The sequence below is a fragment of the Pseudomonas sp. MF6396 genome (genome assembly GCF_002018915.1).
GTDB classification, from domain to species: domain Bacteria; phylum Pseudomonadota; class Gammaproteobacteria; order Pseudomonadales; family Pseudomonadaceae; genus Aquipseudomonas; species Aquipseudomonas palmensis.
This window is the reverse complement of sequence record NZ_MVOK01000004.1, coordinates 208,206-231,075: the sequence shown is the minus strand read 5'-3', so window position 1 is coordinate 231,075 and position 22,870 is coordinate 208,206. Positions and strand designations below refer to the sequence as shown.

Annotated in this window: 22 protein-coding genes; 7 read left to right on the top strand and 15 right to left on the bottom strand. The window is 65.1% G+C overall.

Annotated features, from left to right (window positions below):
• Positions 1-43: 43 nt before the first annotated feature.
• The 9 genes from hflC to MF6396_RS05825 form a co-directional block, all read right to left on the bottom strand.
• Positions 44-913, bottom strand: coding sequence for a protease modulator HflC (gene hflC / locus MF6396_RS05865; protein WP_043863532.1), 870 nt, complete (start codon positions 911-913; stop codon positions 44-46).
• Positions 913-2,079 (bottom strand): FtsH protease activity modulator HflK, encoded by a 1,167-nt coding sequence (gene hflK, locus MF6396_RS05860; RefSeq protein ID WP_043863533.1) that lies wholly within the window; start codon positions 2,077-2,079, stop codon positions 913-915. The genes hflC and hflK overlap by 1 nt, the downstream gene beginning before the upstream one ends.
• A 66-nt stretch (positions 2,080-2,145) precedes the next feature.
• Positions 2,146-3,477 carry a ribosome rescue GTPase HflX gene (hflX, locus tag MF6396_RS05855; protein ID WP_043863534.1) on the bottom strand — a complete coding sequence of 444 codons (1,332 nt, stop codon included), beginning with the start codon at positions 3,475-3,477 and terminating at the stop codon, positions 2,146-2,148.
• Positions 3,478-3,489: 12 nt separating this feature from the next.
• Positions 3,490-3,750 carry an RNA chaperone Hfq gene (hfq, locus tag MF6396_RS05850; protein ID WP_043863535.1) on the bottom strand — a complete coding sequence of 87 codons (261 nt, stop codon included), beginning with the start codon at positions 3,748-3,750 and terminating at the stop codon, positions 3,490-3,492.
• 95 nt (positions 3,751-3,845) lie between these two features.
• Positions 3,846-4,820 (bottom strand): tRNA (adenosine(37)-N6)-dimethylallyltransferase MiaA, encoded by a 975-nt coding sequence (miaA, locus tag MF6396_RS05845; protein WP_043863536.1) that lies wholly within the window; start codon positions 4,818-4,820, stop codon positions 3,846-3,848.
• Position 4,821: 1 nt separating this feature from the next.
• Positions 4,822-6,729 (bottom strand): DNA mismatch repair endonuclease MutL, encoded by a 1,908-nt coding sequence (gene mutL, locus MF6396_RS05840; protein WP_078479878.1) that lies wholly within the window; start codon positions 6,727-6,729, stop codon positions 4,822-4,824.
• Positions 6,726-8,150, bottom strand: coding sequence for an N-acetylmuramoyl-L-alanine amidase (locus tag MF6396_RS05835; RefSeq protein ID WP_196932996.1), 1,425 nt, complete (start codon positions 8,148-8,150; stop codon positions 6,726-6,728). The genes mutL and MF6396_RS05835 overlap by 4 nt, the downstream gene beginning before the upstream one ends.
• Before the next feature lie 3 nt (positions 8,151-8,153).
• Entirely contained in the window at positions 8,154-8,624 is a 471-nt protein-coding gene (gene tsaE, locus MF6396_RS05830) for a tRNA (adenosine(37)-N6)-threonylcarbamoyltransferase complex ATPase subunit type 1 TsaE (protein WP_078479877.1), read from the bottom strand.
• Positions 8,612-9,472, bottom strand: a complete 861-nt coding sequence (locus MF6396_RS05825; RefSeq protein ID WP_078479876.1) for an NAD(P)H-hydrate dehydratase — start codon at positions 9,470-9,472, stop codon at positions 8,612-8,614. Before MF6396_RS05825 ends, tsaE begins: the two co-directional genes overlap by 13 nt.
• A gap of 64 nt (positions 9,473-9,536) precedes the next feature.
• Here MF6396_RS05825 and queG point away from each other — a divergent pair, with 64 nt between their 5' ends.
• Entirely contained in the window at positions 9,537-10,604 is a 1,068-nt protein-coding gene (gene queG / locus MF6396_RS05820) for a tRNA epoxyqueuosine(34) reductase QueG (RefSeq protein ID WP_043863541.1), read from the top strand.
• Positions 10,605-10,691: 87 nt separating this feature from the next.
• Here the strand turns inward: queG and MF6396_RS05815 are convergent, their stop codons facing one another.
• Entirely contained in the window at positions 10,692-11,306 is a 615-nt protein-coding gene (locus tag MF6396_RS05815; protein ID WP_173925102.1) for a trimeric intracellular cation channel family protein, read from the bottom strand.
• Positions 11,307-11,396: 90 nt separating this feature from the next.
• Positions 11,397-11,939, bottom strand: a complete 543-nt coding sequence (orn, locus tag MF6396_RS05810; protein ID WP_078479875.1) for an oligoribonuclease — start codon at positions 11,937-11,939, stop codon at positions 11,397-11,399.
• 100 nt (positions 11,940-12,039) lie between these two features.
• Between orn and rsgA the strand changes: the two genes are divergently transcribed.
• The gene (rsgA, locus tag MF6396_RS05805) at positions 12,040-13,071 is read left to right on the top strand and encodes a small ribosomal subunit biogenesis GTPase RsgA (RefSeq protein ID WP_043863544.1); all 1,032 of its coding nucleotides are present in this window, start codon (positions 12,040-12,042) and stop codon (positions 13,069-13,071) included.
• A 3-nt stretch (positions 13,072-13,074) separates the two neighbouring features.
• On the opposite strand, the gene MF6396_RS05800 is transcribed toward rsgA, so the two are convergent.
• Complete coding sequence (locus MF6396_RS05800) at positions 13,075-13,362, bottom strand: DUF3077 domain-containing protein (RefSeq protein WP_043863545.1); 288 nt, start codon at positions 13,360-13,362, stop codon at positions 13,075-13,077.
• Between the two features lie 681 nt (positions 13,363-14,043).
• Between MF6396_RS05800 and MF6396_RS05795 the strand changes: the two genes are divergently transcribed.
• Complete coding sequence (locus tag MF6396_RS05795; protein WP_078479874.1) at positions 14,044-14,523, top strand: toll/interleukin-1 receptor domain-containing protein; 480 nt, start codon at positions 14,044-14,046, stop codon at positions 14,521-14,523.
• Positions 14,524-14,590: 67 nt separating this feature from the next.
• Here the strand turns inward: MF6396_RS05795 and motB are convergent, their stop codons facing one another.
• A complete protein-coding gene (motB, locus tag MF6396_RS05790; RefSeq protein WP_043863547.1) occupies positions 14,591-15,607 on the bottom strand; it encodes a flagellar motor protein MotB in 1,017 nt (338 codons plus the stop codon).
• Positions 15,608-15,610: 3 nt separating this feature from the next.
• Entirely contained in the window at positions 15,611-16,462 is an 852-nt protein-coding gene (gene motA / locus MF6396_RS05785) for a flagellar motor stator protein MotA (protein WP_043863548.1), read from the bottom strand.
• 148 nt (positions 16,463-16,610) lie between these two features.
• Between motA and MF6396_RS05780 the strand changes: the two genes are divergently transcribed.
• From MF6396_RS05780 to asd, 3 genes are read left to right on the top strand one after another with little or no spacing between them, the layout of a single operon-like run.
• Positions 16,611-18,131 carry an HDOD domain-containing protein gene (locus tag MF6396_RS05780; protein WP_078479873.1) on the top strand — a complete coding sequence of 507 codons (1,521 nt, stop codon included), beginning with the start codon at positions 16,611-16,613 and terminating at the stop codon, positions 18,129-18,131.
• Positions 18,132-18,177: 46 nt separating this feature from the next.
• Positions 18,178-18,984 carry a rhodanese-like domain-containing protein gene (locus tag MF6396_RS28905; protein WP_043863550.1) on the top strand — a complete coding sequence of 269 codons (807 nt, stop codon included), beginning with the start codon at positions 18,178-18,180 and terminating at the stop codon, positions 18,982-18,984.
• Between the two features lie 9 nt (positions 18,985-18,993).
• Positions 18,994-19,860, top strand: a complete 867-nt coding sequence (asd, locus tag MF6396_RS28900) for an archaetidylserine decarboxylase (RefSeq protein ID WP_078479872.1) — start codon at positions 18,994-18,996, stop codon at positions 19,858-19,860.
• A gap of 153 nt (positions 19,861-20,013) precedes the next feature.
• Here asd and serB read toward each other — a convergent pair whose 3' ends face one another.
• Entirely contained in the window at positions 20,014-21,228 is a 1,215-nt protein-coding gene (gene serB, locus MF6396_RS05765; RefSeq protein WP_043863552.1) for a phosphoserine phosphatase SerB, read from the bottom strand.
• 135 nt (positions 21,229-21,363) lie between these two features.
• Between serB and MF6396_RS05760 the strand changes: the two genes are divergently transcribed.
• Positions 21,364-22,857 (top strand): HAMP domain-containing protein, encoded by a 1,494-nt coding sequence (locus tag MF6396_RS05760; protein ID WP_058541603.1) that lies wholly within the window; start codon positions 21,364-21,366, stop codon positions 22,855-22,857.
• Positions 22,858-22,870 lie beyond the last annotated feature (13 nt).

Genomic DNA, 22,870 nt, shown 5'->3' with positions numbered 1-22,870 from the left:
GCACCCCGCCCGACGTTTTAGCCGCCGGGCGGGGTGTGCATGCTTACGGTTTGGTCTTGCCCATGAAGCGGAAGAACTCGCTGCTCGGGTCCAGCACCAGCACGTCGCTCTTGTCGGCGAAGCTCTCGCGGTAGGCCTTCAGGCTGCGATAGAACGCGTAGAACTCCTGGTCCTGGCCATAGGCCTTGGCGTAGATGGCTGCTGCCTGGGCATCACCATCACCACGGGTTTCTTCCGACTCGCGATAGGCTTCGGCCAGCAACACGCGGCGTTGACGATCGGCGTCGGCACGGATGCCTTCGGCCAGCTCGTTACCCTTGGCGCGGTGCTCGCGAGCTTCACGCTCACGCTCGGTGCTCATGCGTTCGAACACGCTGCGGTTCACTTCCTTGGGCAGGTCGATGGCCTTGACGCGAACGTCGACCACTTCGATGCCCAGCTCCTTGCTGGCCATGCGGTTCAGCGAAGCGGTGATGTCAGCCATCAGCGCGTCACGTTCACCGGATACCACCTCATGCAGGGTGCGCTTGCCGAACTGGTCGCGCAGGCCGCTTTCCAGACGGCGCGACAGACGTTCGTCGGCGATCTGCTTGAGGCCCGAAGTCGCGGTGTAGAAACGCTCGGCGTCCTGCACGCGCCACTTGGCGTAGGCATCGACCATCACCGCTTTCTTCTCCAGGGTCAGGAACCGCTGGGTCGGTGCGTCAAGGGTCATCAGCCGCGCGTCGAACTTGCGCACCTGGTTGACGTAGGGAACCTTCACATGCAGGCCAGGCTGCACATCGGCCTGTACCACACGGCCGAATTGCAGCAGCACGGCGCGTTCGGTCTGGGCCACGATGTAGAAGCTGTTCCAGGCGACGATCGCCAGCACCACGGCGACGATCACGGCGATCAGGGATTTATTGCTCATCAGCGGCTCTCCCTGGAGCGCGTCTCGCGCTGTTGCTGTTGCAGGTCTGCGGCGGCACGGTTGGCGGCGTCATTGGCCGACGGCGTGACGCTGGTGACCGGGGTGCTGCCACTGCGGCGGCTGTCGATCATCTTGTCCAGCGGCAGGTAGAGCAGGTTGCTCTGACCGTCCTTGCCGGATACCAGGACCTTGCTGGTGTTGCTATACACTTCCTGCATGGTGTCCAGGTACAGACGCTGACGGGTCACCTCTGGAGCCTTGCGGTACTCGGCCACCAGCTTGGTGAAGCGGTCGGCCTCACCCTTGGCACGCGAGACCACTTCATCGCGGTAGCCGTTGGCATCCTCGATGATGCGCTGCGCCTGACCACGGGCTTCCGGCACCACGCCGTTGGCGTAGGACTCGGCCTGGTTGCGCGCACGCTGCTCGTCTTCACGGGCACGGATCACGTCGTCGAAGGCTTCCTGCACTTCACGCGGGGCTGCCGCGCTCTGCACGTTGACCTGGGTCACGGTGATACCGGTGCGGTAGGTGTCGAGGAAGCGTTGCAGACGCTCCTTGATTTCCACGGCCATCTGCTCACGACCTTCGGTCAGCACCTTGTCCATCGAGGTGGAACCCACCACGTGGCGCAGGGCACTGTCGGTCGCGTGCTGCAGGCTGACTTCAGGCTGATCGACGTTCAGCACGAAATCCTGCAGGTTGGTGATCTTGTACTGCACGGTCAGCGGCACTTCGACGATGTTCTCGTCTTCGGTCAGCATCTGGCCCTGCTTGGTATAAGCACGCTCGCGGGTGACGTTCTCCATGTACTTGCGATCGATCGGCGGGAAGTAGATGTTCAGGCCCGGCCCTACGGTTTCGTAGTATTTGCCGAAGCGCAGCACCACGGCCTGCTCCTGTTCGTCCACCACGTACACGGCGCTGTACAGCCATATGGCCGCCAGTACGGCCAGGCCGATACCCAGCAGACCGAAACCGGCACCCTTGCCGGAGCCGCTGTCGCCGCCCCGTTTCTTGCCACTGCCGAACATGCCGTTCAGGCTATCCTGCAGCTTGCGGAAGGCCTCGTCGAGATCCGGTGGTCCCTTCTTGTCGCCGCCACCACGGCGCCCACCCCAAGGATCCTGATTGTTCGAGTTGCCACCCGGCTCATTCCAAGCCATAGCGCTCTCCATCTGATAAAGCAAAGACGCGCCCACGGCGCGCCGTCCAATGCTACAGAATGCCTGTCACGGCTGCCCGACCGCGAGGTCGGGCTTGTATTGCAAAGTGTGTTGCTCGATGAACTCCAGCGGTTTCATCCCCTCGCGGCTTACCAGGCGATTGAACTCGACCCGGGACAAGCGTACCGCCAGCAGGGTGTTGCCGTCTTCGTCATGGTCTTCGCTCTGCACCGCCCCCAGGTCGAAGAACAGCGCGCGCAACCGCGCGAAACGCTGTTCCAGGCGCAGGGTACCGATGAACAGGTCATCCCCCAGCAGTTCTGCAATCGCCTGCCCCACCAGCTCCAGGCCACGACCGTCACGGGCCGATACCCATACCCGCTGCGGCTTGCCGTCGGCATCGCGCTGTATCTGCGGCTCGACCCCTTCGAGCAGGTCGAGTTTGTTATACACCTCGAGGATCGGCAAGCCTTCGGCACCGATCTCGCCGAGCACCGCCATGACCTGCTCGATCTGCTCCATGCGCTCCGGCTCATGGGCGTCGATCACGTGCAGCAGCAGGTCGGAGTTGCTCGACTCTTCGAGCGTAGCCCGAAATGCCTCGACCAGCTTGTGCGGCAGGTGACGGATGAAGCCCACGGTGTCGGCCAGCACCACCGGCCCGACGTCATCCAGCTCGAGCCGACGCAGGGTCGGGTCGAGGGTGGCGAACAGCTGGTCGGCCGCATACACCTCGGACTGGGTCAGCGCATTGAACAAAGTGGACTTGCCGGCGTTGGTGTACCCCACCAGCGACACCGAGGGGATATCCGCGCGCTTGCGCCCGCGCCGTGCCTGCTCGCGCTGGCTGCGCACCTTCTCCAGGCGGCCCTTGATCTGGCGCAGGCGTATGCGCAGCAGGCGCCGGTCGGTTTCGAGCTGGGTTTCACCCGGCCCGCGCAGACCAATACCGCCCTTCTGCCGCTCGAGGTGAGTCCAACCGCGCACCAGGCGCGTGCTCATGTGCTCGAGCTGGGCCAGTTCGACCTGCAGCTTGCCTTCGTGGGTACGGGCCCGCTGGGCGAAGATGTCGAGAATCAGACCCGTGCGGTCAAGCACGCGACACTCGAAGACACGTTCGAGGTTACGTTCCTGACTGGGCGTGAGGGTGTGATTGAAAATGACCAAATCGGCCTGTTCGGCTTTGACCAGGTCGCGAAATTCCTCGACCTTGCCGCTGCCAATCAGGAACTTGGCGGTAGGCTGGTGTCGCGCCACATTGGCGAACGCGACAATATCGGCACCGGCCGACAGGGCCAGCTCGCGGAACTCCTGCGGGTCTTCGCGCGCCTCAGGGCTCTGACCTTCCAAGTGAACGAGGATTGCCCGTTCACCACCACCGTGGCGCTCAAAGAACAAAGCAGACTCCTATCAGGCGTTACCTGGCTCAGCGTCGCCCTGTTCGGCGTCGGCTGCGCTTGGCAGACGAATCGGACGAACCGGCACCACTGTCGAGATCGCGTGCTTGTAGACCATCTGGCTGACGGTGTTCTTCAGCAGAATCACGAACTGGTCGAACGACTCGATCGTGCCCTGCAGCTTGATGCCGTTGACCAGATAGATCGAAACGCCGACCTTCTCTTTTCTCAAAGTATTCAAGTAAGGGTCTTGTAGCGAATGCCCTTTTGACATATGCCGCACTCCTGTAAGGATCAATAGTAAAAAATCAAAGAAATATGATGGCTCAGGCCGCCCCACCCCCAAGAGTAGACGGCAATTGCAGGGACTCAGCCCAATATGGAGACCGATCCCAGGTATTTCAAGGTGCGTGGCAGATTGTCGCAAGCCAGGCTGTCCAACCAGTGCAGATCGGCCCAACTGCGCAACCAGGTAAACTGCCGCTTCGCCAATTGGCGAGTGGCAATGATGCCGCGCTCCTGCATTTCAGCTGCACTCAACTTGCCATCAAGGTGATCCCAGACCTGGCGATAACCGACTGCCCGTATAGACGGCAGCCCTGCATGCAAGTCACTTCTGGCACGCAGTGATCGGACCTCGTCGACGAAGCCCTGTTCCAGCATTTGCCCAAATCGTAGCGCAATTCGCTCGTGCAGCACCTTTCGATCCTGCGGGGCGATTGCCAGGCTGGCGACAGTATAGGGCAATTGTTCCTGGCCCGAAGCGCCTGCGACGCTACTTTGCGCCGATTGACGCTCGCGATGTGACGTCATCGTCATGCCGCTGACCCGGTACACCTCCAGCGCCCGTACCAACCGCTGCGGATCGTTGGGGTGAATGCGCGCCGCCGATTCGGGGTCGACCGCCGCCAGCTGGGCGTGCAAGGCCTGCCAGCCCAGCTGTGCAGCCTCGGCTTCAAGCTCGGCACGCACCTGCGCATCGGCCGCAGGCATATCGGCCAGGCCTTCGAGCAGCGCCTTGAAATACAGCATGGTGCCGCCCACCAGCAGCGGGATATTGCCGCGCGCGGTGATCTCGGCCATGGCCTGCAGCGCATCGCGGCGAAAATCGGCTGCCGAATAGCTCTGGGCCGGGTCGAGGATGTCGATCAGCCGGTGCGGGTGCTCGGCCAGCAACGCCTTGGACGGCTTGGCGGTGCCGATGTCCATGCCGCGGTAGACCAGCGCCGAATCGACGCTGATCAGCTCGCACGGCAGCACCTTGGTCAGCTCGATGGCAAGGTCGGTCTTGCCGGCGGCGGTGGGGCCCATCAGGAAGATGGCCGGGGGATTGCGAACTGCCATATCAGCGACCGCGCAGGAACAGTTTGTCCAGATCGTCCAGGCCCATCTGGGTCCAGGTCGGTCGGCCATGGTTGCATTGACCGCTGCGCTCGGTGTTTTCCATGTCGCGCAGCAGGCCGTTCATTTCCGGCAGGGCCAGGCGCCGGTTGGCGCGAATCGCGCCATGACAGGCCATGGTGCCGAGCAGCTCGTTCAGGTGTGCCTGGATACGGTCACTGGTGCCGTATTCCATCAGGTCGGCCAGCACGTCCTGCACCAGGCGATTGGCCTCGGCCTGCTTGAGCAACGCAGGGATCTGCCGGATCGCCAGGCTTTCCGGGCCCAGGCGCTGCAGTTCGAAGCCCAGGCGCTGGAACCACGCCGCGTGTTCTTCTGCGCAATCGGCTTCGCGCTGGCTCAGGGCCACGGACTCGGGCACCAGCAGCGGCTGGCCGCTCAGGCCCTCGCTGGCCATGGCCACCTTGAGCCGCTCGTACATGATCCGCTCGTGGGCCGCATGCATGTCCACCAGCACCAGGCCCTGGGCGTTCTCGGCAAGAATATAGATGCCCTTGAGCTGCGCCAGCGCATAGCCCAGCGGCGGAATATCGCCCTGGCCCTGAGGCAGGTTGGCCGGCTCGCTGCCGGGCAGCGGGGCGAAGAATTCGCGATACACCCCCTGGGCCTCGGCCGCGGGCAATGCCTGGGCCGGACGCGGGGTGTACTGGTACTGGTAGCCGGCGCCCGAGCCACTGCCCGCGGCGCTACCTGCCGTGTTCAGCATCGGCTGCGCCGGGGGCTGTTCGAGCAGGTTGGCGGCCAGGCGCATCTCGCCCTGGGGGCCGAACTCGCCGGCCTGCAGGCCACTGGGGCGCTCCACCTCGGGGGCAGCGGCTGCGCCCGGCTGGTGATCCTGCGGGCGCACATCGGCCAGCGCCCGGTGCAGGGTGCCGTACAGGAAGTCGTGCACCATGCGCCCGTCACGAAAGCGCACCTCGTGCTTGGTGGGGTGCACGTTCACGTCCACGCCGGTGGGGTCGACCTCCAGAAACAGCACGAAGGTCGGGTGCCGGCCATTGAACAGCACGTCGCGGTAGGCCTGGCGCACCGCGTGGGCGACCAGCTTGTCGCGCACGGCACGGCCGTTGACGAAGAAGTATTGCAGGTCGGCCTGGCTGCGCGAGAAGGTCGGCAGGCCGACCCAGCCCCACAGATGCAGGCCATTGCGCTCCACCTCGATCGGCAGCGCCTGCTCCAGAAAGCCCGGGCCGCAGATCGAGGCCACGCGCCGTGCGCGGGCCGTGTCGTCATGGGCTTCATGCAGGCTGAGGACGCTCTTGCCGTTGTGGCGCAAATGGAAGGCCACGTCGAAGCGCGCCAGCGCCAGGCGCCGGATGACTTCCTGCAGATGGTCGAATTCGGTTTTTTCGGTCTTGAGGAACTTGCGCCGGGCCGGGGTATTGAAGAACAGGTCGCGCACCTCGACCGAGGTACCCACCGGATGCGCTGCCGGCTGCACCCGCGGGGACATGTCGCGGCCTTCGGTTTCAACCTGCCAGGCCTGGTCGGCGTCGCGGGTGCGCGAGGTCAGGGTCAGGCGCGCGACCGAGCTGATCGACGCCAGTGCCTCGCCGCGAAAGCCCAGGCTCATTACCCGCTCGAGGTCTTCCAGGTCGCGGATCTTGCTGGTGGCGTGCCGCGCCAGGGACAACGGCAGGTCGTCGGCAGCGATACCGCTGCCATCATCGCGCACCCGCAGCAGCTTGACCCCGCCCTGCTCCACCTCGACGTCGATGCGCCGGGCGCCGGAGTCGAGGCTGTTTTCCAGCAGCTCCTTGATCACCGAGGCCGGGCGTTCGACTACCTCGCCTGCGGCGATCTGGTTGGCAAGCCGCGGGCTGAGCAGCTCGATGCGAGCGCCGCTGCTCATGGCTGGCCAGCCAGCGTGGTGGCCGGTACGTCGAGGTTCTGGCCAACCTTCAGCTCATCGGTTTTCAGGCCGTTGGTGCTGCGCAGGCTGGCCACGCTGACCTGGTAGCGCACGGCGATCATGGCCAGGGTCTCGCCCGGACGCACGGTGTGCTCGCGCGGGCCCTGGGCGATCTTGCCGCTGTCACGCAGGAAGGCGATGTAGGTGCCCGGCGGCGGGTTCTGCTGGAAGAACTGGCGCACGCCACTGTGGATCGAGCGTGCCAGGGCCTGCTGATGGCTGGCAGTGGCCAGCTTGGAGGCCTCGTTGGCGTTGGAGATGAACCCGGTTTCCACCAGGATCGACGGGATGTCCGGCGACTTGAGCACCATGAACCCGGCCTGTTCCACGCGGCGCTTGTGCAGCGGCGTGACCCGGCCGATATTGCCCAGCACCTTCTGCCCCACGTTGAGGCTGGAGCTGAGCGAGGCGGTCATCGACAGGTCGAGCAGCACGCCCGCAAGCATGCGGTCCTTGTCGTCGAGGCTGACGTTGCCGGCACCACCGATCAGGTCGGAGCGGTTTTCGCTGTCGGCCAGCCAGCGCGCCGTCTCGGACGTGGCGCCACGGTCGGACAGGGCGAACACCGAGGCACCGAAGGCCGCCTTGGACGGTGCGGCGTCGGCGTGGATCGAGATGAACAGGTCGGCGCCCTTCTTGCGCGCAATCTCGGTACGCTTGCGCAGCGGGATGAAGTAGTCGCCGGTACGCGTCAGCTCGGCGCGAAAGCCCTTCTCGCTGTTGATCTGGCGCTGCAGTTCCTTGGCGATGGCCAGCACGATGTCTTTCTCATGCTGGCCGCGCGAGCCGGACGCACCCGGGTCTTCGCCGCCGTGACCGGCGTCGATGGCAATCACGATGTCACGCTTGCCGCTGGGCACCGGGGTCAGCTTGATCGCCGGCTGCGTCGGGGTCACCGGCACGGCCGGCGTGGTGGCCACCGACGGGGTCGGGGTGGGTGGCGTGGCGTCGGATTCCTGATCGAACAGGTCGACCACCAGACGGTTGCCGTACTGGGCGTTGGGCGCCAGGGTGAAGCTTTTGGGTGTCACCGACTTTTTCAGGTCGATGACCACGCGCAGGTCGGTAGGGGTGCGCTGCGCCGAGCGCACGCTGGTGATCGGGGTATTGGAGGTGGACACGTTCAAAGGCGCACCCAGGGTTGCGCCATTGATGTCGATCACCAGGCGATCCGGGGCCGTCAGGGTGAACACACTGTGCTGCACCGGGCCGGACAGGTCGAACACCAGGCGTGTGTTGTCCGGCGCACGCCATAAACGGACACTCTTGACTTGCGTGATCGCGAAGGCATCGACGGTTACTGCCGCCAGCAGCAGTCCTACAACGCCAAACAGTGCGCGAAAGCGCATACCTATCCCCATTTTCTAATTGATATCCAAGGCCAGAGCGGCACACCAGGCTTCACCGCGAGAGCCCTGCGGCAACAGGTTCAGCGAACGCCCGTCCGCCTGGGGGCTTATGGTAATGGTCAGGTCGGGCTTTGGCAAAATGCCCGCCCCCTTCTGGGGCCACTCGAACAGGCACAGGGCGTCGTCTTCGAAGTAGTCGCGAATGCCCATGAACTCCAGCTCCTCCGGATCGACCAGGCGATACAGGTCGAAATGGAAGGCACGAATGTCGCCAATCTCGTAGGGCTCAACCACGGTGAAGGTAGGACTTTTCACCGCGCCGATGTGTCCCAGACCACGGATGATGCCCCGTGACAGGGTGGTCTTGCCGGCCCCCAGGTCACCCTCGAGGAAAATCACGCCTTGACCCTTGGTCACCTGGGCGATACGGGCACCGAACTCACACATGGCCGCTTCGTCGGCCATAAACAGGGTTACACCTGACACGCTGAATGCTCCTCCAGAACTTGACGAATGACCGGTATCAGGTCGCTGGCCGCCAGCCCGCGACCTTGCACACCCAGGCGCTCGCCGGCACAGGCGTGCAGCCACACCCCCAGGCAGGCGGCGTCCCAGGCCGGCATGCCCTGGGCCAGCAGCGCACCCAGCACGCCGCTGAGCACATCGCCCAGGCCGGCACCGGCCATGGCCGGGTGACCGCGCTGGCACAGTGCCAATTGCCCGGCCGGGTCGGCCACCAGCGTGCCGGCGCCTTTAAGCACACACACCGCCGCGTACTTGCGCGCCAGCTTGAGCGCCGCCCAGGAGCGATCGGCCTGCACCGCTTCGGTGGAAATCCCCAGCAGGCGCGCCGCCTCCCCCGGATGCGGGGTAATGATGCTGCCCGCCGCCAGCGGCAAGGGTGCTTGCGCCAGCAGGTTCAGCGCATCGGCATCCCACACCTGGGCGTGCCTGGCCGGCACCACCGCCGGGAGCAGGCTGCGCCCCCAGGCGGCATGCCCCAGTCCGGGTCCGACCACCAGTACGGTGGCGCGTTCAATCGGCGCCATCAACTGGTTGGCCGAATGCACGCCCAGGCTCATCACCTCGGGCAGGCGGGCCAGCGCGGCGGGCAGCTGCTCGCTGCGGGTGGCCAGTGACACCAGGCCGGCGCCGCAGCGCAGCGCCGCCTCGGCACTGAGCAGCACCGCACCGCCCGTGCCACGGTCGCCACCAACCACCAGCACATGGCCGAAGTCGCCCTTGTGCGCGGCATTCGAGCGCGGCGCGAGGCTCGCCAGGGTGACGCTGGTGAGCACCAATGGCTGATTTGCAGGGTGTTTGGTCTGAGGCATGCGTCGTTCGGCTCCGATGTCTGGCAGAATTATACGCACCTGAGTCATCGTTGCCCTATTTCGCATGTCTGCTTCCCCCCTCGATCTACCCGCCCTCGCCCAATCGATCAAGGATTGGGGCCGTGAACTGGGCTTTGCGCACGTCGGCATTGCCGGTGTGGAGCTGGGCGAACACGAAAAACACCTGGAACGCTGGCTGGCCGAGGGCTATCACGGCGAGATGGAGTACATGGGCGCCCATGGCAGCAAACGCTCGCACCCCGACGAGCTGGTGCCGGGCACCTTGCGCGTGGTGTCGCTGCGCATGGACTACCTGCCGGGCGACACGCAGATGGCGCAGATGCTCGCCCAGCCCGAAAAGGCCTACATCTCGCGCTATGCACTGGGGCGCGACTACCACAAGCTGGTCCGCAAGCGCGTACAGCACCTGGCCGAGCGCATCCAGAAAGACATCGGGCCGTTCGGCTTCCGCGCCTTCGTCGACAGCGCGCCGGTGCTGGAAAAGGCCATCGCCGAACAGGCCGGGTTGGGCTGGATCGGCAAGAACACCTTGTTGCTCAACCGCAAGGCGGGCAGCTACTTCTTCCTCAGCGAACTGTTCGTCGACCTGCCGCTACCGGTGGACGAGGCGCAGGCCACCGAGCATTGCGGGCGGTGCAGTGCATGCCTGGACATCTGCCCCACCCAGGCCTTCGTGGGGCCGTATGTGCTGGATGCGCGGCGCTGCATTTCGTACCTGACCATCGAACTGAAGAGCGCGATCCCCGAAGAGCTGCGGCCGCTGATCGGCAACCGGGTGTTCGGGTGTGACGATTGCCAGATCGTGTGCCCGTGGAACCGCTTTGCCCGGCCCACCGGCGAAGCGGATTTCAAGCCGCGCCACGGGCTGGACAATGCCGGGCTGGCGGAGCTGTTCATGTGGGATGAAGAGACGTTTCTGGCCAGCACCGAAGGCTCGCCGCTGCGCCGGGCGGGGTATGAGCGCTGGTTGCGCAACCTGGCGGTGGGGCTAGGCAATGCGCCCTCGACCATACCGGTGCTGGAGGCGCTCCAGGCGCGGCGGGAGTATCCGTCGGAGCTGGTGAGGGAGCATGTGGAGTGGGCGCTGCGTCAGCATCAGGCACGCCTTTAGGCAGGCGGTGCGGCCTTCGCCGGCAAGGCCGGCTCCTACACAGGCTGGTACCGTCTGTAGGAGCCAGCCTTGCTGGCGAACAGGCCCTCAATGCTCGTCGTTGTACTGGAACTTGGGCATTTCCCAGCGAAACCGTATCGCCAGCAGCCTGAGCAACAACCCGCCAAACAGCGTCAGCAGAATCGCCTGCTCCCCCGGCACCTTGAAGTACACGCACCCCAGGTAGAACCACGCCGCCAGAAACGACACGCTGGCATACAGCTCACGCCGGAAGATCAGCGGAATGTCGTTGCAGAAGATATCCCGCAGGATGCCGCCAAACACGCCGGTGATCACCCCGCTGATCGACGCCACCAGCATGCCCTGGCCCATTTCCAGCGCGGTCATGCAGCCAATCAGGGTGAACGCCACCAGCCCCAGCGCATCGAGCACCAGAAACAGCGAACGCAGGTGGCGCATCAGCGGCGCGATGAAAATGGTGATCAAGGCCGCCACGCTGGTCAGCACCAGGTACTCCGGGTGCTTCACCCAGGTCAGCGGGTAGTGGCCCAGCAGCACGTCGCGCACCGAGCCTCCGCCCAGGGCCGTGACGCAGGCGATCAGCACCACGCCGAACCAGTCCATGCCGCGCCGCCCGGCCGACAGCGCCCCGGTCATGGCTTCGGCGGTAATGGCGATCAAATAGAGCATCAACAGCATGATGGCGCAGGTCCGTGCAAAGAGGCGCGCAGTCTACCCAGTTGCCCCAGGCACCAAAAGGGGGCGCGCCAACGATTGTTGGCGCAGTGCGGGTCAGAACCTGATGAAGTGCTCGCGGTAGTGGCGCAGCTCGGCGATGGATTCGCGAATATCGTCCAGCGCCAGGTGCGTGCCACCCTTCTTGAAGCTGTCGCGCACCTCGGGAGCCCAGCGTGCGGCCAGCTCCTTGAGGGTGGACACATCCAGGTTGCGGTAGTGGAAGAAATTCTCCAGCTCGCGCATGTGGCGGTACAGGAAGCGACGGTCCTGGCAGATGCTGTTGCCGCAGATCGGCGACTTGCCCTTGGGCACCCACTGCTCCAGGAAGCGGATCGTCTCGGCCTCGGCCTCGGCCATGCTCACCTTGCTCTCGCGCACGCGCTGGGTCAGGCCGGAGTTGCCGTGGGTACGGGTGTTCCACTCGTCCATGCGCGCCAGCACCTCGTCACTGTGGTGGATGGCGATCACCGGGCCTTCGGCCAGGGTGTTCAGGTCACTGTCGGTGACGATGGTGGCCATCTCGATGATGACGTCGCTGTCCGGATCCAGGCCGGTCATTTCCAGATCGATCCAGATCAGGTTCTGTGGGTTCTGCATGATTCTGCTCCTCGGTAGGCGCGCAGTTTAGCCTAGTGGAGCGTGCTAGACTCGACGCCGTTGCACCCTCACATGCTTTGCTTGACGAAACGAGACCTACATGGCCAAACGCCAGCTCAATCGCCGCCAGAACTGGCGCATCGAAAAAATCCAGGGTGAGCGCGCCGCCCGCGCTGCCAAACGCGAACAGCACACGCTGGACACCCTCGAAGGCGGCGACCTGGGGCCTGAACAACTGGGCCTGGTGATTGCACACTTCGGCGTGCAGGTAGAAGTCGAAGCACAGGACGGCGACGTGGCCGGCCAGGTGTTCCGTTGCCATCTGCGCGCCAACCTGCCGGCGCTGGTCACTGGTGACAAGGTGGTATGGCGCGCCGGCAACCAGGGTATCGGCGTGATCGTGGCGCAGATGCCGCGCAGCACCGAGCTGTGCCGCCCCGACAGCCGTGGCCAGCTCAAGCCGGTGGCGGCCAACGTCGACCTGATCGTGATCGTGTTCGCCCCGGCCCCCGAGCCGCATGCCAACCTGATCGACCGTTACCTGGTGGCCGCCGAGCATGCCGGTATCCGCCCGCTGCTGCTGCTGAACAAGGCCGACCTGATCGACGAGCAGAACGCCCCGGCGCTGAATGCGCTGCTGGCGGTGTACCGTCAGCTGGGCTACCCGCTGCTGGAAGTGTCGGCGCACCATGGCGACGGCATGCAGCAGCTGCAGACCTTGCTCGATGGGCACATCAGCGTGTTCGTCGGCCAGTCCGGTGTGGGCAAGTCGTCGCTGGTCAACAGCCTGCTGCCCGATGTCGACACCCGCGTGGGCGAGCTGTCGGAGTGGTCGGGCCAGGGCCAGCACACCACCACCACCGCGCGGCTGTATCACTTCCCGGGTGGCGGTGAGCTGATCGACTCGCCGGGCATTCGCGAGTTCGGCCTGGGGCACGTGAGCCGGGCGGACGTGGAGGCCGGCTTCATCGAGTTCAACGACCTGATCGGCACCTGCCGCTTCCGCGACTGCAAGCACGACCGCGAGCCGGGCTGTGCGCTGCTCAAGGCGCTGGAAGACGGGCGCGTGCAGCAGCAGCGCATGAACAGCTATCGCTCGATCATTGCCAGCCTGCCGCAGGACAGCTACTGACGGTCATGGCGCAGGCGTTTGTTCGATGAACATAGCGTGCGCCACATCCTCGACCAGGGCCTTGGACATGCCGCTCAGGTAATGTGCCGCCCAGACAAGCGTGCCATCCGGCTCGATGCCGGCTTGCAAGGTGAGCTTATAGGCGCAACTGAGCAGCAGGGCCGATTGCTCCAGCGCGAAGTCGGCGTTGTGCCCGGCTTGCACGCGAAACAGACGCTCGGCGGTGGGGCCACCCTCGCCTTCGCCGAAAGTGCCGACGCCTAGTGTCTTGAAGACTGAGCTGTTTTCCATCTGTTACCTCCCGACGACTTTCTTAATTGGCTCTACGGGCGTCTTCGCCGGCAAGGCCGGCTCCTACAGGTACTGCGAGCCTTTGTAGGAGCCGGCCTTGCCGGCGAACGAGCGCGCAGCGCTCGCGGTCAGTGCACGAGAGGATGTCTTCGAGGGGCAGATTGGTGTTTTGGGGTGGATCGGGGACGATTTTCAACATGACCAACTCCAGTATCAGTGGAGCTACCACGCTTTGCTGTCAAACAAATAGGTGGCAGCTGTACGCGGGTTGACAGACCGAGGATACCGGAACTCGGCGCACACGAAGTGCCCCACGCACAGCCGCCATAAAGCGATGCACATGTGGTCCGAAATCAGTAACGGCCTGTCAAAACCGGTCGTTGAACACCAACGACGCGACGAAGACTAGAGCGCTACCGTGACCACCGCAATGGCGGGAAAGCGGCAAAAGTATGATTGGGAAGGGGCCTACAGGGAATAGGGAAATTCCGAAGATTCGCCTTACGCGGACACCTGTAGGAGCCGGCCTTGCCGGCGAAGGCGTCAGTTGTTGCAACACATTTGTAGGCCTTTTCACCCAGGCATGTAGTCCACCTCCTGATTCAATCCCACGCCTTGCACCACGCGTCGTAATCATCAAAGGTATCCCGCACCAGATTTGCGCCCACCAGGGACCTCCGGATGCCAGTCTCACTCCTCTACTGCCGCAACGACCTGGCCGCCGCCATGGCCATCGGCGAGCACCTGCGCCTCGAGGGCCTCGCCACCTGCCTGGAGGCCATCGACCCCCAGGCCGACGATGCCTGCACCCTCACCACTCTCATCAGCCGCAGCCTGCACGGCTGCACCCACCTGATCGTGCTGGTGTCGGGCAACACCTGCGGCGCCTGGTGGGTGCCCTTCGCCCTGGGCGCCGCAGCGCTGGCCGACCGCCGGGTCGCCACGTTCCAGCTGGGCGAGCCGGCCAGCCCCACCTACCTGGGCGAACTGCCGACCATGGCGCAAGCCGCCGACCTGGACCTGTTCGTCAGCGCGTACCGCCTGGAACACACCCTTGGCCGCGCCCTCAACCTGCCCACGCAGGCCGCACCCGGCGACAATCGCTGCAATGCCCAGCACTTCCAGGCCGAGCTCAAGGCCAGCATCGGTCGCGGCTACTGAAATGCCGAACCCCACACAGCACAACGCCCGCACGGATCACTCCATGCGGGCGTTGTCGGCTGCCGGCTCACTGCGGCTTGTTGGGCTCGTCCATCTTCAACACGCCATCCTCGAAGATGTTCAGCTTCTCGCGCAGTTCACGCGGCTGCATCGGCTCGGGCTCGGGCGTCGGTGCCGCAGCGCCCGGCGCAGGTGCCGCGCCCGGCTGGGCTGCGTCCGGCGGCGTCGGCGAGGTCTGTTCGCCCTCGATGGTGCGCTGGGCCTTCTTGGTCAGCACGATGATGTCGATACGACGGTTCACCGGGTTGAGCGGGTTCTCGCGGTCGAACAGCGACGACGATGCATACCCCACCACCCGCGCCACCTGGGCATCCGGATAGCCACCGGCCACCAGCGCCCGACGCGCCGCGTTGGCACGGTTGGCCGACAGCTCCCAGTTGCCGTAATCACCGGTGCCGGCGTAGGGCTTGGCATCGGTGTGGCCGCTGATGCTGATCTTGTTCGGCACCGCCTTGATGGTGTCGGCCATCGCCAGCAGGATGTCCTCGAAGTACGGCTGCAGGCGCGCACTGCCCAGGTCGAACATCGGCCGGTTCTCGGCGTCCATGATCTGGATGCGCAGGCCGTCCTGGGTGATCTCGAACAGGATCTGGTCCTTGAACTTCTGCAGTTGCGGGTTCTCTTCGACCTTGTTCTGCAGCTCCTGCAGCACCAGGTTCAAGCGGTCTTTCTCGACCTGCTCGGCCATGCTCTCGACCGCGTCCTTGTCCAGCTGGATGCTGGTGTCAGGCGTCGGCTCGGACTGCACTTCAGGGTTGATGGTCTTTTCCGGGGCCAGCTCCGGCGAGCCGCCCAGGTCGATGATGTACGGGGTGCCACTCTCGGAGAACCCGATGGGGTCCTTGAAGTAGCCGGCAATCGCGATCTTCTGCTCGGGCGTGGCGGTGGACAGCAGCCACAGCACAAGGAAGAACGCCATCATCGCCGTGGCGAAGTCGGCGAACGCGATTTTCCAGGCGCCGCCGTGATGGCCGCCGCCGAAGCGCTTTACGCGCTTGATGATGATCGGCTGATTGTTTTCCATGGATCAGCGACCGCGAACTGCTTGTTCCAGCTCGGCAAAGCTTGGACGGTGCTTGGGGAACAGCACCTTGCGACCGAACTCCACCGCCAGCGATGGCGGCATGCCGGAGGCCGACGCCACCAGTGCGGCCTTGATCGCCTCGTACACGTTGACCTCTTCCTTGGCGTCGTGGGCCAGGGAGGTGGCCAGCGGGCCGAAGAAGCCGTAGGCCGCCAGAATACCGAAGAAGGTACCCACCAGCGCCGCACCCACGTGCAGGCCGATGGACTTCTGGTCGCCCTCGCCCAGCGAGGCCATGGTCACCACGATACCCAGTACCGCCGCCACGATACCGAAGCCGGGCATGCCGTCGGCGATGCCGGTCACGGCATGGGACGGGTGGTCGAGCTCTTCCTTCATGCTCAGCAGTTCCATGTCGAACAGGCCTTCGAGCTCGTGCGGGGCCATGTTGCCGGTGGACATGATGCGCAGGTAGTCGCAGATGTACGCGGTCATGCGCTCATCCTTGAGTACCGCCGGGTATTTGGCGAAGATCGGGCTGGCCGCGGCGTCTTCGATATCGCCCTCGATCGCCATCATGCCTTCGCGCCGGCTCTTGTTGAGGATCTCGTAGATCAGGCCCAGCACTTCTATATAGAAGGTGTGCGAGAAGCGCGAGCCGAACATGCTCAGCGACTTCTTGATCACGTGCATGGTCATGTAGCCGGGGTTGGCCTGCAGGAACGCACCAAAGGCGGCACCGCCGATGATCAGCACCTCGAAAGGCTGAATCAGGGCCGCGATCTTGCCGTGAGAAAGAACGTATCCGCCAAGCACGCTCGCGAATACGACAATGATGCCGATAATTTTAGCCATAGATTGGAAGCACTTACTGTCGTGGTCAGGGTCGGGGGCGGAAGTTCGTAAAACTCTTCTTCTACTTATCGGCAGTTCTGCGCCAGACTATAGCCAGTCAAGGCGAAAAGCCAGTTCGGCCACCTCCCAGCATGCCTAGTGAACTCACGTGCCAACTCAAATTCCAAAGACCCTAGACGCCTGGATCAAACTGCTCGACAGCGTGCAACTGCCGGTGCCGCTGGACAGTCACGAGCGGGTAAAAGCCGCCATCGGCGACAGCCGCCGCTCGCTGCGTGACATCGCCGATCTGATGCAGGACAGCCCCGCGCTGGTGCTCAGCGTGATGCGCGAAGCCAACCGGCATACCCACGCCAGCATGGCCGAGCCGGCCGAAAGCCTGGAAATCGCCCTCAACCGGCTTGGCCTCAAGCGCGCCGAAGAACTGCTGCTGCGCCTGCCCACCGCGCCGCCGGCGCAGATCCCCAAGGCCCTGCGCCACCTGCAGATGATCAGCCTGCATGCCAGCCAGCAGGCCAGCGGCCTGTTCGCCAGCCAACTGGCGCGGCTGTGGCAGGAGATCCACTGGGGCAGCCTGCTGTTCCTCTCGCCGTTGTGGACCCTGGCCCTGGCGCACCCCAAGCTGATCGAGGAATGGGAAGTGCGCGTGGTGCACCGCGGCGAGCCGGCCCTGCGCGTGGAGCGCGAACTGTTCGGTGTACCCCTGCTGGCGCTGTGCCGCGCCCTGGCCGACTACTGGCGCCTGCCCAACTGGGTCACCCAGGGCTACCACGTGCTCAGCGAAGAACGCCGCCTGCTGGTCAAGGTCATGCACATCGCCCGCCTGCACGACAACCCGCTGCGCCAGCAACAGCTGCTGGACGCCGACCCGGCCCTGCGCCGCTGGCTCAACCAGCCGGCCAACACCGTGCTGCGGGCCAACGGCCTGGCCCTGGCGGCGCAGCACGCCTGGGATTGCCCGCACAGCCAGCGCTGGCAACGCCTGACCAGCCTGTACCTGCAGGTGCCGCTGAGCGACGTGCAGCAACAGGTGCACCAGCAGGCTGCCAACAGTGCGCGCCTGCACGCCGACGACGACCTCTACCACCCCGCCGAATCGCTGATCTGGCCGACCGGCTCGCACTACGTGCACCGCCGCCTGCGGCCTGCCGACGTGCCCTCGACCGAATCGCTGGGGGCCTGGCGCAAGTACTGCGCCGACCTGCTGGTGGAGCCCAGTGCATTCACCAACGCCATGCACCTGACCACCTACGCCCGCGATGCCCTGGTGGCCTGCGGCATGCAGCGGGTGATGATGCTGATGGCCGACAAGGGCATGACCCACCTGCGCGTGCACCAGATCGCCGGGCTGCCCGCCGAGGCCGGCGGCCTGGTGGTGCCGCTCGCCCAGAGCAAGCTGCTGCAACGCCTGTTGACCCAGTCGGCACAACTGCGCCTGACCCCGGACAACTATGCCCAGTTCGGTGCCCTGCTGCCCGGCACCCTGCGCGTGCTGTTCCGTGGCCAGCACCTGCTGCTGCGCTCGCTGTCGAGCAACGGCAAGGTGGTGATGGTGGTGCTGGCCGACCAGGGCGGCGGCCCGTTCTCGGAGATCAGCGTGCAGGCGTTCGGCAAGACCGCCCAGTGCATCGAGCGCGCCCTCACCGCCTTCAGCAACCGCAGCACCTGACCCATGCGCTACAATCGCCCACTCTGTTCCGATCTGGAGACTCTGGATGACTGACTTTTCCGGCTTGCCCCTGGTGATTGAACCCGCCGACCTGCAAGCCCGCCTGGATGCGCCGGGGCTGATCCTGGTCGACCTGACCAGCACGAAACGCTATGGCAGCGGGCACATTCCCGGTGCGCGCTTCGTCGACCCCAAGCGCACCCAGCTGGGCCAGCCACCGGCGCCCGGGCTGCTGCCGAGCCAAGGCGACCTGGAAAAGCTGTTCGGCGAGCTGGGGCACAACCCGGACGCCGTGTATGTGGTGTATGACGACGAAGGCGGCGGCTGGGCCGGGCGCTTCATCTGGTTGCTGGATGTGATCGGCCATACCCGCTACCACTACCTCGACGGTGGCGCGCTGGGCTGGACCGGCGAGCTCTCGACCGATGTGCCCGCGCCCGCTGCCGGCAGCGTCAGCCTGACCCTGCACGAAGCCCCCACCGCCACCCGCGAATACCTGCAAAGCCGCCTGGGCGCTGCCGACCTGGCGGTCTGGGATGCGCGCAGCCCGCAGGAATACCGGGGTGAGAAAGTGCTGGCCGCCAAGGGCGGACACGTCCCGGGCGCGGTCAACTTCGAGTGGACAGCCGGCATGGACCAGAACGATCACCTGCGCATCCGCAAGGACATGCCCCAGATCCTCGAGCAGTTGGGCATCACCCGCGACAAGGAAGTGATCACCCACTGCCAGACCCACCACCGCTCCGGCTTCACCTATCTTGTGGCCAAACACCTGGGCTACCCACGGGTCAAGGCCTATGCCGGCTCATGGGGCGAATGGGGCAACCACCCCGACACGCCTGTAGAAGTTTAAGGAAATTCAATGAAATCCCGCTTGTTCATCATCAGCCAGTACCTGCTGCCCCACCACCTGCTATCGCGCCTGGCCGGCTGCGTGGCCGAATGCCGCGTGAAATGGTTCAAGAATGCCTTCACCGCCTGGTTCGCCAAGCGCTACCAGGTCGACATGTCCCAGGCCCAGGTCGAAGACCTGACCGCCTACGAGCACTTCAACGCATTCTTCACCCGCGCGCTCAAGCCGGATGCACGCCCGCTGGACCAGACCCCGGGGGCGATCCTGTGCCCGGCCGACGGCGCTGTCAGCCAGCTGGGCCCGATCGAGCATGGCCGCATCTTCCAGGCCAAGGGCCACAGCTTCAGCGCCCTTGAGCTGCTGGGCGGCGACCCGGCCAATGCTGCGCCGTTCATGGGCGGCGAATTCGCCACCATCTACCTGTCGCCCAAGGACTACCACCGCGTGCACATGCCGCTGGCCGGTACCCTGCGCGAGATGATCTACGTGCCGGGGCGGCTGTTCTCGGTCAACCAGACCACCGCCGAAAACGTGCCGGAGCTGTTTGCGCGCAACGAGCGCGTGGTGTGCCTGTTCGATACCGAGCGCGGGCCGATGGCCGTGGTGCTGGTGGGCGCGATGATCGTGGCGTCGGTCGAGACGGTATGGGCCGGGCTGGTCACGCCGCCCAAGCGCGAGCTGAAGACCTTCCGCTACGACGAGGCAGCGCGTGCACCGATCCACCTGGAAAAAGGCGCCGAGCTGGGCCGCTTCAAGCTGGGTTCGACGGCTGTGGTGCTGTTCGGGCCAGAGCAGGTGAAGTGGGCCGAATCGCTGGGTGCGGGGTCGGTGGTGAACATGGGCCAATGCCTGGGGTTGCCGGCGCAGCACGCCTGACCCAACAAAAAGCCCGCAGCGATGCGGGCTTTTTTGTGCCTGGCTGTCGGGCCTCATCGCGGGTCAAGCCCGCTCCCACAGGGGCTGCACGGCCTTCTGGAGCGATGGCAAACCTGTGGGAGCGGGCTTGACCCGCGCAGCGGCCGCGCTTTCTCAGTCGCGACCGTCGCGATCCCTGAAGCCCAGCAGATACAGCACCCCATCCAGCCCCAGCGTCGAGATCGCCTGCTTGGCCGACTGCTTGACCAGCGGCTTGGCCCGGAACGCCACGCCCAGGCCGGCAATCGCCAGCATCGGCAGGTCGTTCGCACCGTCGCCCACGGCAATCGTCTGCTCCATCTGCAAGCCTTCCTTGCGTGCAAGCTCGGTCAACAGGTCAGCCTTGCGCTGCGCGTCGACAATCGGCTCCACGGCCACGCCGGTCACCTTGCCGTCCACCACTTCCAGCTCGTTGGCGAACACATAGTCGATACCCAGCTTGGCCTGCAGCTGCTTGGCAAAGTAGGTGAAGCCACCCGACAGGATCGCGGTCTTGTAGCCCAGGCGCTTGAGCTCGGCGAACAGCACCTCGGCGCCCTCGGTCAGGCGCAGCGAAGCACCGATCTCGTCCAGCACGTTGACGTCCAGGCCCTTGAGCAGCGCCAGGCGCTCCTTGAAGCTGGCACGAAAATCCAGCTCGCCACGCATGGCACGCTCGGTGATTTCCGACACCTGCTCGCCCACGCCTGCCGCCTTGGCCAGCTCGTCGATGACCTCGGCCTCGATCAGGGTGGAGTCCATGTCGAACACCGCCAGGCGACGGTTGCGGCGGAACAGCGAGTCCTGCTGGAAGGCGATGTCGACGTTCAGCTCCTGCGCCACGCTGAGGAACTCGGCACGCAGGGCCTGCGGGTCGGCCGGCTCGCCACGCACGGAGAACTCGATGCAGCCCTTGCCCTGGTCGGCCGGGGTGTCCAACGCGATACGACCCGACAGACGGTCGATATGGTCGATGTTCAACCCGTACTGGGCGGTGATGGAGCTCACCCGCTGCAACTGCTCGGCAGTGACCTTGCGCGTCAGCAGGGTCACGATGTGGCGGGCCTTGCCCTGGCCGTCGACCCACTGCTGGTAGTCCTGCTCGGAAACCGGGGTGAAGCGCACCTGCTGGTCCAGCTTGTACCCGGTGAAGAGGATGTCCTTGAGCACGGCGCTGGCCTGCTCGGTGCTGGGGATTTCCACCAGGATGCCGAACGACAGCGTGTCGTGGATGACCGCCTGGCCGATGTCGAGGATGTTCACCCCGCCCTGGGCGAGCACGCCGGTAATGGCCGCGGTGAGACCCGGACGGTCCTCGCCGGTGATGTTAATCAGAACGATTTCGCGCAAAACGGGCTCCGACACAGTGACAAAACGCGCATTCTACCCACTTTCGCAGACCATCGGGCGCAGTCGATACTTTGCCGGCCCATGCCCTGTCGCTATACTGCGCAGCACCTTCTCCGACATAAAGAGCCGCGCTCTGTGAACCGGCCCACGCCAGTTAAAACCGACAATTTCTTCCTGCTGATCTTCCGTGCCCTGCGCCAGCGCCGTGTGCCGTTGGCCTTGCGGATCGCCTGCCACAACGTGTTTCTGGTAGCGCTGGCGCTGGTCATCTACGCCGGGGTCATGGGCCTGCAGTTCAAGCAGGCCATGCACGAGCAGGCCGACGCCCTGGGTCAGAGCCTGACCACGCAGACCGCCACGTCTGCCACCGAACTGCTGGTGTCCAACGACATCCTCAGCCTCAACGTGCTGCTCGGCAACCTGGTGAAGAACCCGCTGGTGGCCCATGCCGCCATCTACAGCGTCGACAACCGGATCCTCGCCGAAGCCGGCCAGCGCCCGAAAAACGGCCTGCTGGGCGAGGTCGAGGGCCTGTATCAGACCAAGATCACCTTCCAGGACGTGACGGCCGGGCAACTGCGCATCAGCCTGGACATGAGCCAGTTCCAGCAGCCGCTGACCATCAGCCTGCAGAGCATGGGCATTCTGGCGGCGATCCTGCTGGCCCTGGCCCTGGCCTTGAGCCTGCGCCTGGGGCGCTTCATTTCGACGCCGCTGCTGCAACTGCGGGTGTGGCTGCGCGACCTGGATGCCTACACCCCGGCCACCGACCGCCAGGACGAGATCGGCGACCTGGCGCGCCAGCTGCATTCGCGCTTTGCCCCGCCACCGCCGGAGCCTGAAGCAGAGCCCGAGGAAGAAGACGACTACGAGGAACACGAAGCGCAGCCGGCCTTCCAGGTGCGCAACCTGCGCGAGCCGGCGCTGGAGCCCAAGCCGGCGCTGCCCAGGCCAGTAGCGCATGATGAAGACGACGACGAGGCGTTTGCCGACCTGCGCGACGACAGCGATGCCGCGCCGCAGGCTGTAGTACCCACTGCGCCACGCGAGCCGCAGGCCAGTGCGGTGCTGGCGGTGCAACTGGGCTCCCAGGAGCAACTGCGCCGTCTGCCTCGGGCACGTCTGACCGAACTGCTGGACCGCTACCGCGACTGCCTCGACCAGGCCGCGTCGCTGTATGAAAGCGAAGTGCACACACTCAACGATGGCAGCACGCTGCTGCTGTTCCACAGCTCGGAAAGCGGCGAGGACTACCTGACCAACGCCATCTGCTGTGGCGAACTGCTGCGTGCCCTGGGGCATGCGTTGCAGGTGGAAGTGGCCGACAGCGGGATTACCCTGCAATTGCAGCTGGGCCTGGCGCTGGGTGAAGACCTGCACGGCCTGAGCCAGATCGACCTGCTGCTGACCGACAAGGCCCAGGATGCCCTGGCGTTGTCGCAACACAGCCGCAACCTGCTGCTGGTGGAGCGCAAGGTCAGTGATGATGCGCTGATTCGCCAGCGTGCCCGCATCCGCCCGATTGCCAGCCCTGAAGGGGCGTGCTGTGTGGAGCGCCTGATGGAGCCGTATCCGTCGATGCTGGAGCGCCAGCTGGCACGGATGCACGAGCGCCAGATCAAGACCTGAGGCCCCGTAGGAG

Coding starts and splice junctions, on each gene's coding strand:
- hflC (WP_043863532.1), bottom strand. CDS start 913: ATGAGCAATAAATCCCTGATCGCCGTGATCGTCGCCGTGGTGCTGGCG.
- hflK (WP_043863533.1), bottom strand. CDS start 2,079: ATGGCTTGGAATGAGCCGGGTGGCAACTCGAACAATCAGGATCCTTGG.
- hfq (WP_043863535.1), bottom strand. CDS start 3,750: ATGTCAAAAGGGCATTCGCTACAAGACCCTTACTTGAATACTTTGAGA.
- miaA (WP_043863536.1), bottom strand. CDS start 4,820: ATGGCAGTTCGCAATCCCCCGGCCATCTTCCTGATGGGCCCCACCGCC.
- mutL (WP_078479878.1), bottom strand. CDS start 6,729: ATGAGCAGCGGCGCTCGCATCGAGCTGCTCAGCCCGCGGCTTGCCAAC.
- MF6396_RS05835 (WP_196932996.1), bottom strand. CDS start 8,150: ATGGGGATAGGTATGCGCTTTCGCGCACTGTTTGGCGTTGTAGGACTG.
- MF6396_RS05825 (WP_078479876.1), bottom strand. CDS start 9,472: ATGCCTCAGACCAAACACCCTGCAAATCAGCCATTGGTGCTCACCAGC.
- queG (WP_043863541.1), top strand. CDS start 9,537: ATGTCTGCTTCCCCCCTCGATCTACCCGCCCTCGCCCAATCGATCAAG.
- orn (WP_078479875.1), bottom strand. CDS start 11,939: ATGCAGAACCCACAGAACCTGATCTGGATCGATCTGGAAATGACCGGC.
- rsgA (WP_043863544.1), top strand. CDS start 12,040: ATGGCCAAACGCCAGCTCAATCGCCGCCAGAACTGGCGCATCGAAAAA.
- MF6396_RS05800 (WP_043863545.1), bottom strand. CDS start 13,362: ATGGAAAACAGCTCAGTCTTCAAGACACTAGGCGTCGGCACTTTCGGC.
- MF6396_RS05795 (WP_078479874.1), top strand. CDS start 14,044: ATGCCAGTCTCACTCCTCTACTGCCGCAACGACCTGGCCGCCGCCATG.
- motB (WP_043863547.1), bottom strand. CDS start 15,607: ATGGAAAACAATCAGCCGATCATCATCAAGCGCGTAAAGCGCTTCGGC.
- motA (WP_043863548.1), bottom strand. CDS start 16,462: ATGGCTAAAATTATCGGCATCATTGTCGTATTCGCGAGCGTGCTTGGC.
- MF6396_RS28905 (WP_043863550.1), top strand. CDS start 18,178: ATGACTGACTTTTCCGGCTTGCCCCTGGTGATTGAACCCGCCGACCTG.
- asd (WP_078479872.1), top strand. CDS start 18,994: ATGAAATCCCGCTTGTTCATCATCAGCCAGTACCTGCTGCCCCACCAC.